The organism is Nocardia sp. NPDC003979 (assembly GCF_053605015.1).
The window spans coordinates 23,127-36,299 of record NZ_JBSGIJ010000002.1; the positions used below are offsets into that span (position 1 = coordinate 23,127).

Consider the following 13,173-nt stretch of genomic DNA (forward strand, 5'->3'; position numbering starts at 1 on the left):
ATGGGTGCCCGCAAGACGCGCCGGGTCGACCCTTGGTACCAGGCTGTTCAGGACGGGTGGGCGATCGTGCGCGCCCACCCGGCGTTGCGCCCGCTGGCCGGTCAGCTCTACCAGTCGGACAAGCGCGCACCGCGTGAGATGTGGGCACGGCTGGCGGGCGGCCGTCTCGAGTACCACCCGAATCGGCGTGCCACGGCGCAGGAATGGGCGTGGACCTTCGCGCATTGCCTGCTGCACGCCGGATTCGGGCACCTCGATCCGCGTAATACCGTGCCGACCAACATCATCGGGCTGACCAGCGACGACGCATGGTTCTCCTCGCGGGTGCGCGCACCGCATCCGGTGTACCGCGCCGCGTGCTGCGCCGCCGTCGACACCTATCTGGCGACGATGAAGATCGGCACCCCGCCCGATCCCGTGCCGCCCGCCTTGGCCGACGAGCACGCCGCCGCGGCGCGCTGGCACGACACCGCGGTGCCGGACGCGTTCGCGCGCACCGGACCTCCCGACTTCCTGCTCACCGACGCCGAGACGGCGGCCCGCGTCGACGCGCCTGCCCGGTTCGCGGCGGGGGTGTCCGACGCCGCCCGTGCCGCCCTGGCCACGGCCGGTGGCGACCACACACCCGACGGGAAGCGGCCGCGTACACAGTGGGACGCGGCGCTCGGCTGGTTCGTCTCGTCGTTCCCGTTGCTCGGTGCCCTCGCCGCCGGGATGACCGTGGTCGCCGATGTGGAAGTCGTTCGGGCCGCGGATATCTCGATCGCCGCGGTGAACGCCGACGCCGCTGAGATCTATGTGAATCCCTATGCCGGGCTGAGTGAGGAGGAGTGGCGGTTCGTGCTCGCGCACGAGATGCTGCACGCGGCCCTGCGCCACGGCGAACGGGCGGACTGGCGCGACCACTACCTGTTCAATGTCGCCTGCGATTACGTCGTCAACGGCTGGCTGGTGGAGATGAATGTCGGGCAGATGCCCGAAGGACTGCTCTACGACCCGGAACTGAAAGGGTGTTCGGCCGAGGAGATCTACGACCGCATCGCCGGCGATCTGCGCCGGTTACGCAAGCTCGCCACCCTGCGCGGTCGCGGACGCGGCGACGTACTCGGCGAACCCCTGCCGCATCCCGGCAGCGCGGGCCGCTACGTCGACCTCGACGAGTACTACCGCAACGCGCTGGTCACCGGACTGGCTTATCACACGAACAGCGGTCGCGGACATGTTCCAGCCGCGTTGGAGCAGGCGATTCGCGCCCTCGATCAGCCACCGCTGCCATGGGACGCGCGGCTGGCCCAGTGGTTCGACGAGCACATACCAACCGTCGACAAGCGCCGCAGCTACGCCCGGGCCTCCCGCAGACAGGCGGCCACCCCCGATATCCCGCGCCCGGCGTGGGTGCGGCCGGAGGAGAACGTTCGCCTGCCTACGTTCGGTGTGGTGCTCGATACCTCGCTGTCGATGAACGTCACCCTGCTCGGCAAGGGTCTCGGCGCCATCGCCTCGTACGCGCTGGCCAGGGACGTGCCACGCGCCCGTGTCGTCTACTGCGACGCCGCGCCCTACGACGCGGGATACGTCGCGGTGGAAGAGATCGCCGCCGGAATGCGCGTGCGCGGGCGGGGCGGCACGGTGCTGCAACCCGCCGTCCGGCTCCTCGAACGCGCCGACGACTTTCCGGCCGACGGCCCGATTCTCGTCATCACCGACGGCGACTGCGACCCGTTACGCATCCGCGGCGAACACGCCTTCCTGATCCCCGCGGGCGCGTCCCTGCCCTTCACCCCGAAAGGCCCGGTATTCAGGATCCGGTGACGGGCAGTTCGAGGGTGAAGAACTGGCTGTACGGGTCGAGGGTGTAGTCGGCGAACGGCTCGCATTCGACGAAGCCGTGCCGCAGATACAGGCGCCGGGCCGGGGCGAAGAACTCGCTCGTCCCGGTCTCCAAGCTCAGGCGCCGGTATCCGCGCCGCTCGGCCTCCGCGATCAGCTGGGCGAGCACCGCGGCGGCGACACCGCGACCGGTGAATCCGGCGGCGGTCCGCATGGACTTGATCTCGCCGTGCTCGGGATCCAGTTCCTTCAGGGCACCGCAGCCGACAAGCACCGGCCCCGACCACGCGCTCCACACGGTGACCGCCGGATCGCGCAACCCGGTCAGGTCGAGGGCGTGCATGCTGCACGCGGGGGAGTTGCCCGCCATTTCGGTGTGGTGCTCGGTGAGCAGGGCGGTGATCTGCTCGCCGGTGAGGTCGTCGACGGCGAGGGTGAGCTGCTCCGCCCGGGTGGTGTCGTGCATCGGTCCATTGTGCCCGGGGCGGAAATGACGCGGGAAAACGGCACACGGCCGGGACGGGCGATGCGACTATGAGGACGAGGGGCGAGCCGAAGGTGGTGGGGCGTGGCCGAATTCGTGGAGGACTATGCGGTTTTGCGGTGGGCCGTGGTGTCGGCGTTCGTACTGGCGGTCGGGATCGTTGTCGTGCGGTTGAGCAGGCGCGCTGTCCGGGCCGACGCGGCGGCCGACGGCGCGCACCTGCTGATGTGCCTGGTGATGCTGGCCATGCTGGTGTTCCCGGCCGCCACCGACCCGCACGCGATGCGCGGTTTGCTGACCGCACTCACGGTGGCCTTCGCGCTGCTGCTCGCGGAGCGGGTCGTGCAGTGGCGTAATGGCGCGGTGCCGACGGCCGACAGTGTGCTCGCGCTGGGGTATCACACGGTGGCGGCGGCGGTGATGCTCTACGCCATGGCCGGGCACGGATCCGGTCACACCGGAATCCCGCCCGGGCCCGCGCTGGTGCTGGCGGCGCTGTTCGTGCTCGACGCGCTCGTCGCGCTCGGCACCGTCGGTCACCGGCCGCGCTGGCACCGCTTCGCCCATCCGGCAGGCACACACGCCCTGACCTCGGCCTTGGTGCCTCATGTGGTGATGGATATCGGGACGGCATTCATGGTGATCGCCGCTGTCGGCGGGTGAATTCCGATCCACAATCGTCCGGGCTGCGAATCGCCTTTGTGCGGACAGGAATTCGACTATGAGTGGACAACGCGTTTCAGGCATGTCACCCGGGCGTCGGGGATTCGGTACGCCCCCACCGGAAATCCGGCCGGCCGCCGCCGACCGCGAGGTGGTGCGTGCGCTCTACCGCGACGCGGGCCCTGCCGCCTACGGACTCGCCCTGCGGATCCTGCGCAGACGGGGATCGGCGGAAGAGGTTGTCCGCGAAGGATTCCAGCGCATCGCCGCGAGTCCGTGGATCACCGAGGGCAACGGCCATGCCCCGGCCGGTGCTGCGCGCCATGACCTCGCCACACCGTGGGGCCGTTCAACATTCGTCGCGAACGAACCACGCACCGACCTCGGGGGTAACCCCGATCGCGCCGGCGGCTTCGATCACGAGGACCACCCGGGTAACGCTGACCGCCGCGACGATGCCGGCCGGTGGGATCACTCGACCGGACGAGATCATGCGGGAGGCCTTGACTGTTCGGTTGGATTCGGCAATACGAACGGGTTCGACCGTTCGGATCTTCGCGGGCACTCGGAGGGGACGCCTCGTTCGGGCCGACGCGACCACGAGGGCCGCGATGGTTGGTCAGGTCGCTTCGGCGACATCCGGGCGGGTCGGCTCGACGACGAAGGCCGACTGGATCGCTCAGGTCTACCGTGCGACACGGTCATGGTCGACGGTGTCGATTCGATGGACGCAGGCGACCTACTCGATCGTGCCGGGCAGTTCGATATCGCGGTTCACCCCGAGGATGCCGCGCCCTTCGTTGTCACCGACCCCCTGGCCGAGCCTGCCCACTTCGACAGCCCCGGCGCGACCGGCATCCGGTACACGCCGACCCTGCACACCAGACTCCTGGCCCAGGTCCACCGCCTCGCCATCCAGCGCCTGCGCCTGGACCGCAACGACCGCATCGACATCCCCTGGCTGGCCGCCTCGGCCCGGCTCGGTTTCGACCCGCTCGACAGCCGCTGCGAAGTCTTCGTCCTCGCCTACTACGGTGGCCGCACCTACCGTTCGATCGCCCGGGAACTGGGCTTGCGCGTCCCGGCCGTCACCCGTCTGCTGGCCGAGGGCATCGAACGCCTCGCCCACCAGCGTCTCGTCCGCGTCGCGGCGCGGCGCCCCTGGACCCCACCCGGTTCGGTCCTCGCCCTCGCCGACGCTTACGCCCTCGACGCCGTCGCCGAACTCGAGCATCACCACATCGAGAACAAGCTGGCCACCACGACCACTACCGGCCTCGCCCAGTTCGACGCCAGAGTGGGCGGAGTGCACGAGCTGCTGGCCCAACTGGCCGCCGACGATCGGCAGCCCCCGCCCCGCAATCTGGAGCAGCGCATCCTGGCCGCGATCGACAGCCCGGGCAGACGCGGGGCCCGGACGGGGAGGCCGCCGTGGTTGCCCCGCTTCGGAAGTTAGCGGCGAACCGGGATCAGAGCACCACCACGTGGTCTTCGACGACCCGGCCGCCCAGGCGCACCCAGCCGTCGGAATCCCACTCGGTGTAGAGCTGGGAACCCTGCCCCTGGGTGATGACCAGCCCGCGCCGCAGCTTGGCGGTGAGGGCGACGGCGGCCGCGCCGGTCGCCTCGTCCTCGGCGATGCCCATGGCGGGTGCGAACATCCGGGAGCGAACGGCACCGCGCGATTCGTCGGTCCACGTCCACACGTAGTGCTGGCCCTCGGTGTAGTCCGAGGGGCGGAGCATGGCCAGTTCGTCGTGTGAACCGGCCTGGTGGAAGGTGAAATCCGGTGCCCATTCGGCGCGGGCGGTGATCCAGGTGAGCCCGTCGGTCTCGGTCACCCGAACCGGGCCGGCCGGCACGTTCAGCGTGTGCACGGGGGTGCCGCGCGCGGCCATCCACCATCCGGTGCCCACGGTGGGGTGTCCGGCGAAGGGCAGCTCCACGGCCGGGGTGTAGATCCGGACGTCGGCGACACCGTCGACAGGTTCCCCGACCACCGTGGTCTCGCTGAATCCCAGCCGCGCGGCGAGTTCCTGTTTGTCGAGCGCGACGACATCGCCCGCCCGGGCGATGCCGAGCGCATTGCCGAGCCTGCCCGTCGGATCGGTGAACACGCGGACGACCTCGACCTGGATATCAGGGGCTTCCGGCACATCGTGTGCGTTCATGCTCGCGAGCCTACCGCGCAAGATCAACACCGCCGTCCGGGCGGTTCTCGCGCCGCGTCAGGCGCGCGAACGCGAACGACCCCGATCCGGCACGCGGATCGGGGTCGTGCGACGAGCGGATCAGACGGCGGCCGCGGCCAGCGCCTCGGTGGCGGCGACGGCCTGGCCGACACCGGCCACGATCGCCGCCGCACGCAGCGACTCGAAGATCACCTCACGCGAGACACCGGCCTCACGCAGCGTCTTCTCGTGCGAATCGAGGCAGTGCGCGCAGCCGTTGATGGAGGAGACCGCGAACGACCACAGTTCGAAATCGGCCTTCTCGACGCCCGGGTTGCCGATGATGTTCATCCGCAGGCCCGCGCGCAGATCGTCGTACTTGCCGTCCAGGAACGCCTTGCCCCGGTAGAACACATTGTTCATGCCCATGATCGACGCGGCACCCAGCGCGGCCTCGTAGGCCTCGGCGGACAGCACGTCGGCGGCTTCCTCGGCGATCTCGCGCAGCGTGGTGGCCGAACGGGTGGCGGCCGCGGAGGCGAGCAGAGTGCCCCACAGCTGCTGTTCGTTCAGCACGGTGGTGCGCGAAATCGAAGACAAGTTGAGCTTGAGGTCCTTGGCGTACTCGGGAAGAGAGTTCTTCAGGTTCTCGATGCTCATGGAAAAGGCGCTCCTGTCAGGGGGATCGGGTGGAGAAGGGTGGATCAGACGCTGGCGGAGAGCAACTCGCCCGCGTTGATGGTCGGGTCGCCCTTCTTCCAGTTGCAGGCGCACAGCTCGTCGGACTGCAGGGCGTCGAGCACGCGCAGCACCTCGTCGACGTTGCGGCCGACGGAACCGGCGGTCACCGAGACGAACTGGATCTCGTTGTTCGGGTCGACGATGAAGGTGGCGCGGTCGGCGACACCGTCGGCGTTGAGAACGCCGGTGGCGGTGGCCAGTTCACGCTTGAGGTCCGACAGCATCGGGAAGGGGAGGGTCTTGAGATCCTCGTGCTGTGCACGCCACTGGAAGTGCACGAACTCGTTGTCCACCGAGGCGCCGAGGACCTGGGTGTCGCGGTCGGCGAACTCGTCGTTCAGCTTGCCGAACGCCGCGATCTCGGTGGGGCAGACGAAGGTGAAGTCCTTGGGCCAGAAGAACACGACCCGCCACTTGCCCGCGTGGTCGTCGCTGGTGATCTGGGTGAAGTAATCGTCGGGCTGCTGCGCGTCGACCTTCGACAGGTCACCTCCGATGACGGCCTTGAGGTTGTATGCCGGGAACTGGTCGCCAATGGTCAGCAGAGCCATGCTCATCTCCTCGTTGATGGTGTGGTCGTGCTCGTCGTGTGAGCCCGCAAAGATCTTGCCCAAAGCCTACTGAAAGGTAAAGCCGATCGCTCGTTCTACACTGATAGGCGTGACTGATCAGACTTATCAGCCAACCCTCTCGCAGCTGCGTGCGTTCGTCGCCGTCGCCGAATACCGGCATTTCGGCACTGCCGCAGCGCGTTTGGCTGTGAGCCAACCCACGTTATCGCAGGCACTCGCATCACTGGAAAACGGCCTCGGCCTGCAGCTGATCGAACGCAGCACGCGCCGAGTGCTGGTCACCGCCGCCGGGATGCGGCTGCTGCCGCAGGCGATGGCCACGCTCGAGGCGGCCGACCGTTTCGTCGCCTCGGCGACCGGCGACAGCCTCGGTGGCGTACTGCGGTTGGGCATCATCCCGACCGTCGCCCCGTATGTGCTGCCGGGTCTGCTGCCCGAGCTGCGCCGCAAACTGCCCAACCTGGTGCCCCAGGTCGTGGAGGACCAGACCGCCCGCCTGCTCGACGGCCTGCGCACCGGTGTGCTCGACGTGGCGGTGCTCGCCTTGCCGAGCGAGGCGCCCGGCCTGGTCGAAATCCCGCTCTACTCCGAGAAATTCGTGCTCGTGACGCCGCGCGGGCACGAGCTGGCCGGGCGCACCGACCTGGCCGCGCCGGTCCTCGCCGACCTGCCCCTGTTGTTGCTCGACGAGGGGCACTGCCTGCGCGATCAGACACTCGAACTGTGCCGAACCGCCGAGGTGCATCCGGGTTCGGTCGGTGACACCCGGGCCGCCTCACTGACCACCGTGGTGCAGTGTGTGGCGGGCGGGCTCGGGGTGACGCTCATTCCCGAGATGGCGGTACCGGCCGAAACCGCGCGCGGCACCCTCGAGACGGCACGGTTCGCCGATCCCGCGCCGGGCCGCACGATCGGCCTCGCCTACCGCGCGTCCTCGGCCCGGGCCGACGACTACGAGTACCTGGCGGCGGTGATCCGCTCGAAGCGGCCCTTCTGAGCCGCCCAGCTCGACTGCTATTTTGAACGTCGTTCAATTGCTTGTGCAAAGGAAGTCCGAACAGTGCCCGACCCTCAGAACGCCCCCACGCGCACCGGCCGCTTCGCCGCCCGCGACCTGGCGCAGATCGCGGTGTTCGCCGCGCTGATCGCCGCCCTCGGATTGCCCGGCGCGATCACGGTCGGCTTCAGCGGCGTCCCGATCACCCTGCAGACGCTCGGGGTGATCCTGACCGGTGCCGTCCTCGGCGCGCGCAAGGGGGTCACGGCGGTGGCGGTGTTCATCGCGCTCACCCTGATCGGTCTGCCGCTGCTCTCGGGCGGACGCACCGGCCTGACCGCGCTGGCCTCGCCGACCGCGGGCTACCTGATCGGGTGGATCCCCGCGACCCTGCTGATCGGTTGGCTCACCGCGCGAATTCTGCCGAAATACCCGCTCGCGCTCGGTCTGCTGATCAACGCGCTCGGCGGCATCGTGGTCATCTACTTCTTCGGCACCGCGGGCCTGCTGGTCCGCACCGAGCTGGGTCTGTGGGCCGCGATCTCGAGCAACTTCGCGTTCCTGCCCGGCGACCTGGCCAAGGTCGTCATCGCGACGGTGGTCGCCAAGGGTGTGCACCGGGCGTATCCGGGGCTGATCCGCGCGTGAGCCGATGAGTGAGATCGTCGTCGATTCGGTCGGCCACCGGTTCGGTGACCGGGTGGTGCTGCGCGATATCGACCTGACCATCACCGAACGCCGGGTCGGTTTCATCGGCGCCAACGGTTCCGGGAAGTCGACGCTTGCCCGCATGCTCAACGGCCTGTTGAAGCCGGCCACCGGCACCGTCACCGTCGACGGGATCGACGCCACCCGCAAAGGCGCCCAGGTGCGGCGCAAGGTCGGGTTCGTCTTCACCGATCCCGACACCCAGATCGTCATGCCGACGGTCGGTGAGGACCTGGCCTTCTCGTTGCGGCGCAGCGGGCTGAGCCGCAACGAGATCTCCGAACGGGTGCGGCGCATGCTCGACCGGTTCGGGCTCGCCGGGCACGCCGACCATCCCGCGCACCTGCTCTCCGGCGGCCAGAAGCAGTTGCTGGCGCTCGGCTCCGCGCTGATCCGCGAGCCCGAGGTGATCGTCGCCGACGAACCGACCACCCTGCTCGACCTGCGCAACGCCCGCCTCGTGTCCCAAGCCCTGAATTCCCTCGACCAGCAGGTGATCGTGGTGACCCACCAGCTCGCCCTGCTCGACGGTTTCGATCGAGTCGTGGTGCTGGACAACGGTTCTGTCGCCTTCGACGGTGCCCCGGCCGACGCCGTCGGCGCATACCGGCGCCTGGTCGAATGATCGGCCTGTACTGCCCCGGTGACTCGCTGGTGCACCGCCTGCCCGCGGGTCTCAAACTTCTCCTGCTGGTTCTCGCCATCGTCGCGATGACGATCTTCGCCCGCACGCCACTCGCCGTGGCGGTCGCCGCGGTGACGGTCGCTGTGTTGTTCGCCGCGGCGCGCATCTCCTGGCGAGTGGCCGTGGCCCAGGTCCGCCCGGTGCTCTGGATGACGGTGATCATCGGCGTGTTCCAACTGCTCACCACCACCCCAGCCCGCGCGATCGCCGTCTGCGGCGTCCTGCTCGTCTCGGTGGCCCTCGCCGCCCTGGTCACTGTCACCACGCGCGTCACCGCCATGCTCGACGCCCTCACCCGTGCCCTCGCCCCGCTGCGTCGTCTCGGTGTCGATCCCGAACGAGTGAGTTTGCTGCTGGCCCTGGCGATCCGCTGCGTCCCACTCCTGGCGAGCATCGTCCACGACGTCGCCGAAGCCCGCCGCGCCCGCGGCGTCGCCTGGTCCGCCACCGCCCTCGTCACCCCGGTCGTGGTCCGTGCCTTGCGCACTGCCGACGCGATGGGTGACGCCCTCGCCGCTCGGGGGGTCGACGACTGAGATCGGTTGTGTCGGTGCGGCAGGCGAGCGTCCGCGTGTGAGGCGGACGCCAGGTTTTGCATTAGTAGACGACCGGTCGTATATTCGTCGCATGGCACGACCACGGCGTAGCGACGACACGCGAGCCCTCCTCATCGAAGAGGGCGCCGCCGATCTGCTGTCCCACGGCTATCACGGGACCGGCATCAAACAGGTACTCGACAAGGTCGGGGTGCCCAAGGGGTCGTTCTACAACTACTTCGACAGCAAGGAGAGCTTCGCGCACGCGGTGATCGAACATCACTCGCTGTGCGTGCAGCGCAACCTGGCGACCGCGTTCGCGGGCGCGCCCGACGCGCTCTCCGGTCTACACCGGTTCTTCGCCACCCTGATCGACGATTTCGTCGCCGCCGAGTACACCGGTGGCTGCCTCATCGGCAATCTCGGCGGCGAGCTGGAAGGCAGCGAGGTGCTGCGCACGGCACTGTCGGCTGCCTGGGGGTCCTGGCGGGACGGGGTGGCCGACGCATTGCGGACGGCACAGGCCGAGGGCATGGTTCGGGCCGATATCGACGCCGTCGACCTCGCCGACCTCCTGCTGGAATCCTGGGAGGGTGCGGTGATCCGGATGAAGATCGACCGCACGATCGACCCGCTCGAGAAGTGCCTGCGGCGGTTGCTCGACGACTATTTCCGGCCGTGACCTCCTGATCTGACCCGCACTCACGCAAGGTTTCTTCCGGTCGACCATTCCAAGACGACCGGTCGTATCTATTGAAAGGATCACGAGATGACAGCCAAGACGGTCATCGTCACCGGCGCATCCAGTGGAATCGGGCGCGATGTCGCCCGCGCCTTCGTCGATCGCGGGGACGCGGTCGTGCTCGGCGGACGTGACGCGGCCAAGCTCGCCGACGTCGCCGCCGCCCTGGCCGCCCCGGACCGGGTGGCCACCGTGGTCGGCGATATCGGTTCGCCCGCAACGGGTGCCGCGTATGTGCGGACCGCGCTGGACCGCTTCGGCCGCGTCGATACGCTGATAAACAGTGCTGGCGTCTTCGGGTCGACACCGTTCGTCGACGTCACCGAGGCCGAGCTCGACCGCTATCTCGACGGCAACCTCAAAGGCACCTACCTCACCACGCAAGCCGTTGTGCGCCAACTGCTCGCCCGAGGCGAAGGCGGCAGCATCGTCAATATCGGCACGGTGCTCGTCGACCACGCGATGACCGGACTGCCGGCCTCGGCCGCACTGGTCAGCAAAGGTGGGGTACACGCGTTGACCACCAGCCTGGCCGCCGAACTCGCGCCCGCAGGCATCCGGGTGAACGCCGTGGCTCCCGGCATCATCCGCACGCCGCTCTTCGGTGACGGCGACGAGCGGGCCGCGGCCTCGCTGGCGCTGCTCGACCGCATCGGTGAAGTCGCCGACACCACCGCGGCGGTGCTGTATCTGGCCGACGCCGAGTTCGTCACCGGTCATATCCTGCCGGTCGACGGGGGCTTCGTGGCCGGTCGGTCGGCCTGAATCTCGCGGGATCGGCTCTCTGGCAACGGGTTCGCGCACGCAGCAGCACGCTCCCGGGCTTTGTCCGCTGCACCCGTCAGGAAAGGAACACGCACATGCCGTATGTGAATATCAAGGTCACCGACGAAAACGTCACCCCGGAGCAGAAGTCACAGCTCATCAAGGGCGTCACCGATCTGCTCTTCGACGTGCTCGGCAAGGCGCCCGACAGTACCTATGTCGTGATCGACGAAGTGGCGCTGACGGATTGGGGTGTGGGCGGGGTGAACGTCGCCGAGTACCGTGCGCAACGCGCGGCGCGGGGCTGAGTGACACCGGGCGAGCCGAACGCGGATCCCGCGCCTCGGCTCCCCGGTCAGGCCGGACCGGCGAACGGCACCGAGGCGTCGAGTGCGAACCACCCCATCGGGATTCGCCGCGACCGAGTCGAGAAGTAGCTGGGGCCGAGCCACAGATCCGGTTCGATCTCGCGCAGTTCGTCGTAGATCCGCCGGGCGGGCCTGCGCGAACCCACGCGCGGGTCGTCGTAGTCGAACAGCACCGCCGACCGGCCGTCGAGCACGGAATCGCCGACCGTCGCCACGAAATTCAGGGCCCGCAATCCACCGAGCAGGCGAAAGACATTGTGTCCCACGGCGACCCCGTCACCGACGTGCCGCAACGACTTGCCCACCCAGAAGTACGACGGCCGGGCCATCAGCGGAGCGAGCACCCGCTCACCGGACCCGGGAAACGACCGCATCGACACATCACCGTCGAGCCGTGCGAAATCTGCGGCCGTCGGCTCCGGCGCCGCGGCGAACCGCGCGCCGAACGTCGCGAGCCCCGCCGCGGACAACCGGTCCAGCCGGGGCCGGTGGTCGGCGGGCCTGCCCACCGGCATCAGACCGTGGGCGGACAGTGGTGTCGGTGTCATGGGTGGACTCGCTTCTCCCTCGGCGCTGCGCTCTTCGCATAGTGCCGACAACGGGCGCCCACCCGCACCGGAATCGCGGTATTCGCCGCGGTGGACAACGACGAAGGCGGTGACCCGGACGAACCGGATCACCGCCTTCGTGTCTCGAGCCCAGCTCAGCGACGCAAGGCGTACGGCTCGATCGCACCGCGCTCGAGGGCGCGGGCATCGATGGTCTCGGCCTTGTAGGGGAGCAGGGCCAGGCGATCGGTCATGCCGCGCACCGGGTCCTCGATCTTCTCGTTCAGACCGAACAGGAAGGTCCACTCGTGCTCGTCGCTGCCGTAGGGCACCACGGTGGCGAACTGCTCGTGGAACCGTCCCCACGACCGCTTGAGGGTCTCGTTGCGCCACATGGTCGCGCAGCCGGCCTGGGCCGACAGCACACCGCCGGGCGCGAGCAGTGCCTTACATCGCGACAGGAACTCCGACTCGTAGAGGCGGTTGTGCTGGGCGTCCTCGACGCGCTCGTCGGGCAGGTCGATGACGATCACGTCGTAACGGGTGCCCGCCTCCTGCGCCTTGGCCAGGAAGTCCCAGCCGTCGGCGTAGTGCACGTGCACCGGACCCTCGCCGCGCACGGCGGCGGCCAGTTCCTCCGGGGTGTACCCGTAAGGCAGGTGCCGCGCGCACAGCTCGACCTCGCGCTGGTCGATGTCGACGTGGTCGACGTGGGTCGCCCCGGCCGCCACCGACATCTGCGAGGCCACACCCTCACCGGAACCGATGATGAGCACCCGGTCCAGCTTCTCGGCCAGCACGAACGCCGGGACCATCATGGCCTCGTGGTAGGTGACCTGGGAGAACTCGGTGGACTGGCGGTCGTCGTCGGAGAACAGGGAGATGCCCTGATCGGTCCGCGCGATCACCATGTGCTGGTACGGGGTGTTGGTGTCGACGATCACCTCGTGCAGATCCCAGATCCGGGTCAGGCCGTCGCCCACCGGTTCGTAGATCTTCTCGGCGCCGTGGCCGCGCTGGACGACCTTCATGCGAACTTCCGCAGGCGACAACTTGTCTCGCAGAAGTTCCACGGCCTTCGTCGCGCCCGCACCGATGCTGCCGCAGGTGAAGACGTCGACGAAGATCTCGCCGGACTCCGGATAGGTGTGAATCGAGGCGTGGGACTCCGACAACAGCGCGAGGACGGTCACCCCCTGCGGTTCGAACTTTTTGTGAACGACATCGCAGATGGTGACGCCCGCCGCGATCAGAGACTCACGCAACGCCGATTCGAGTCGTTCGAGATCGTCACACAGGTCTGTGTCGACACCACCGAACTCGGCCAGCACATGCCAGCCGGTGAATTCCGCCGTCATGGGCA

At 68.6% G+C, this 13,173-nt stretch carries 17 protein-coding genes; 10 read left to right on the plus strand and 7 right to left on the minus strand.

What is annotated here, in order from left to right; all coding sequences use genetic code 11:
• Positions 1-1,812 (plus strand): vWA domain-containing protein, encoded by a 1,812-nt coding sequence (locus ACWEVR_RS03670; RefSeq protein ID WP_452465704.1) that lies wholly within the window; start codon positions 1-3, stop codon positions 1,810-1,812.
• Here ACWEVR_RS03670 and ACWEVR_RS03675 read toward each other — a convergent pair.
• Positions 1,799-2,296 (minus strand): GNAT family N-acetyltransferase, encoded by a 498-nt coding sequence (locus ACWEVR_RS03675; protein WP_452465705.1) that lies wholly within the window; start codon positions 2,294-2,296, stop codon positions 1,799-1,801. The genes ACWEVR_RS03670 and ACWEVR_RS03675 overlap by 14 nt on opposite strands.
• A gap of 102 nt (positions 2,297-2,398) precedes the next feature.
• Here ACWEVR_RS03675 and ACWEVR_RS03680 point away from each other — a divergent pair, with 102 nt between their 5' ends.
• Positions 2,399-2,977, plus strand: a complete 579-nt coding sequence (locus ACWEVR_RS03680; RefSeq protein WP_452465706.1) for a DUF5134 domain-containing protein — start codon at positions 2,399-2,401, stop codon at positions 2,975-2,977.
• Positions 2,978-3,326: 349 nt separating this feature from the next.
• On the opposite strand, the gene ACWEVR_RS03685 is transcribed toward ACWEVR_RS03680, so the two are convergent.
• Entirely contained in the window at positions 3,327-3,542 is a 216-nt protein-coding gene (locus tag ACWEVR_RS03685; RefSeq protein WP_452465707.1) for a hypothetical protein, read from the minus strand.
• A 159-nt stretch (positions 3,543-3,701) separates the two neighbouring features.
• Here ACWEVR_RS03685 and ACWEVR_RS03690 point away from each other — a divergent pair, with 159 nt between their 5' ends.
• Positions 3,702-4,433, plus strand: a complete 732-nt coding sequence (locus tag ACWEVR_RS03690) for an RskA family anti-sigma factor (RefSeq protein ID WP_452465708.1) — start codon at positions 3,702-3,704, stop codon at positions 4,431-4,433.
• Between the two features lie 13 nt (positions 4,434-4,446).
• Here ACWEVR_RS03690 and ACWEVR_RS03695 read toward each other — a convergent pair whose 3' ends face one another.
• The 3 genes from ACWEVR_RS03695 to ACWEVR_RS03705 all read right to left on the minus strand — a co-directional run bounded on the left by ACWEVR_RS03695 (position 4,447) and on the right by ACWEVR_RS03705 (position 6,440).
• Positions 4,447-5,148 carry a PhzF family phenazine biosynthesis protein gene (locus tag ACWEVR_RS03695; protein ID WP_452465709.1) on the minus strand — a complete coding sequence of 234 codons (702 nt, stop codon included), beginning with the start codon at positions 5,146-5,148 and terminating at the stop codon, positions 4,447-4,449.
• 120 nt (positions 5,149-5,268) lie between these two features.
• Entirely contained in the window at positions 5,269-5,808 is a 540-nt protein-coding gene (locus ACWEVR_RS03700) for a carboxymuconolactone decarboxylase family protein (RefSeq protein ID WP_181696972.1), read from the minus strand.
• 44 nt (positions 5,809-5,852) lie between these two features.
• Entirely contained in the window at positions 5,853-6,440 is a 588-nt protein-coding gene (locus ACWEVR_RS03705; protein WP_067493007.1) for a peroxiredoxin, read from the minus strand.
• A 109-nt stretch (positions 6,441-6,549) separates the two neighbouring features.
• Between ACWEVR_RS03705 and ACWEVR_RS03710 the strand changes: the two genes are divergently transcribed.
• The 7 genes from ACWEVR_RS03710 to ACWEVR_RS03740 all read left to right on the plus strand — a co-directional run bounded on the left by ACWEVR_RS03710 (position 6,550) and on the right by ACWEVR_RS03740 (position 11,202).
• The gene (locus ACWEVR_RS03710) at positions 6,550-7,458 is read left to right on the plus strand and encodes a hydrogen peroxide-inducible genes activator (protein WP_452465710.1); all 909 of its coding nucleotides are present in this window, start codon (positions 6,550-6,552) and stop codon (positions 7,456-7,458) included.
• Positions 7,459-7,521: 63 nt separating this feature from the next.
• Positions 7,522-8,106 (plus strand): biotin transporter BioY, encoded by a 585-nt coding sequence (locus ACWEVR_RS03715; RefSeq protein ID WP_452465711.1) that lies wholly within the window; start codon positions 7,522-7,524, stop codon positions 8,104-8,106.
• Between the two features lie 4 nt (positions 8,107-8,110).
• Complete coding sequence (locus tag ACWEVR_RS03720; RefSeq protein WP_452465712.1) at positions 8,111-8,791, plus strand: energy-coupling factor ABC transporter ATP-binding protein; 681 nt, start codon at positions 8,111-8,113, stop codon at positions 8,789-8,791.
• Complete coding sequence (locus ACWEVR_RS03725) at positions 8,788-9,387, plus strand: energy-coupling factor transporter transmembrane component T family protein (protein WP_452465713.1); 600 nt, start codon at positions 8,788-8,790, stop codon at positions 9,385-9,387. Before ACWEVR_RS03720 ends, ACWEVR_RS03725 begins: the two co-directional genes overlap by 4 nt.
• 91 nt (positions 9,388-9,478) lie before the next feature.
• Positions 9,479-10,069: a TetR family transcriptional regulator C-terminal domain-containing protein gene (locus tag ACWEVR_RS03730; protein ID WP_452465714.1), complete on the plus strand. Its 591-nt coding sequence runs from the start codon at positions 9,479-9,481 to the stop codon at positions 10,067-10,069.
• An 87-nt stretch (positions 10,070-10,156) separates the two neighbouring features.
• Positions 10,157-10,894: an SDR family NAD(P)-dependent oxidoreductase gene (locus ACWEVR_RS03735; protein WP_452465715.1), complete on the plus strand. Its 738-nt coding sequence runs from the start codon at positions 10,157-10,159 to the stop codon at positions 10,892-10,894.
• 95 nt (positions 10,895-10,989) lie between these two features.
• Complete coding sequence (locus ACWEVR_RS03740; protein ID WP_378665696.1) at positions 10,990-11,202, plus strand: tautomerase family protein; 213 nt, start codon at positions 10,990-10,992, stop codon at positions 11,200-11,202.
• A 47-nt stretch (positions 11,203-11,249) separates the two neighbouring features.
• Here the strand turns inward: ACWEVR_RS03740 and ACWEVR_RS03745 are convergent, their stop codons facing one another.
• Together ACWEVR_RS03745 and speD are read right to left on the minus strand one after the other, a co-directional pair.
• On the minus strand, positions 11,250-11,810 hold the full coding sequence (locus ACWEVR_RS03745) for a hypothetical protein (protein WP_157104756.1): 561 nt from the start codon (positions 11,808-11,810) through the stop codon (positions 11,250-11,252).
• Positions 11,811-11,965: 155 nt separating this feature from the next.
• A complete protein-coding gene (gene speD, locus ACWEVR_RS03750; RefSeq protein ID WP_452465716.1) occupies positions 11,966-13,168 on the minus strand; it encodes an adenosylmethionine decarboxylase in 1,203 nt (400 codons plus the stop codon).
• Between the last annotated feature and the right edge of the window lie 5 nt (positions 13,169-13,173).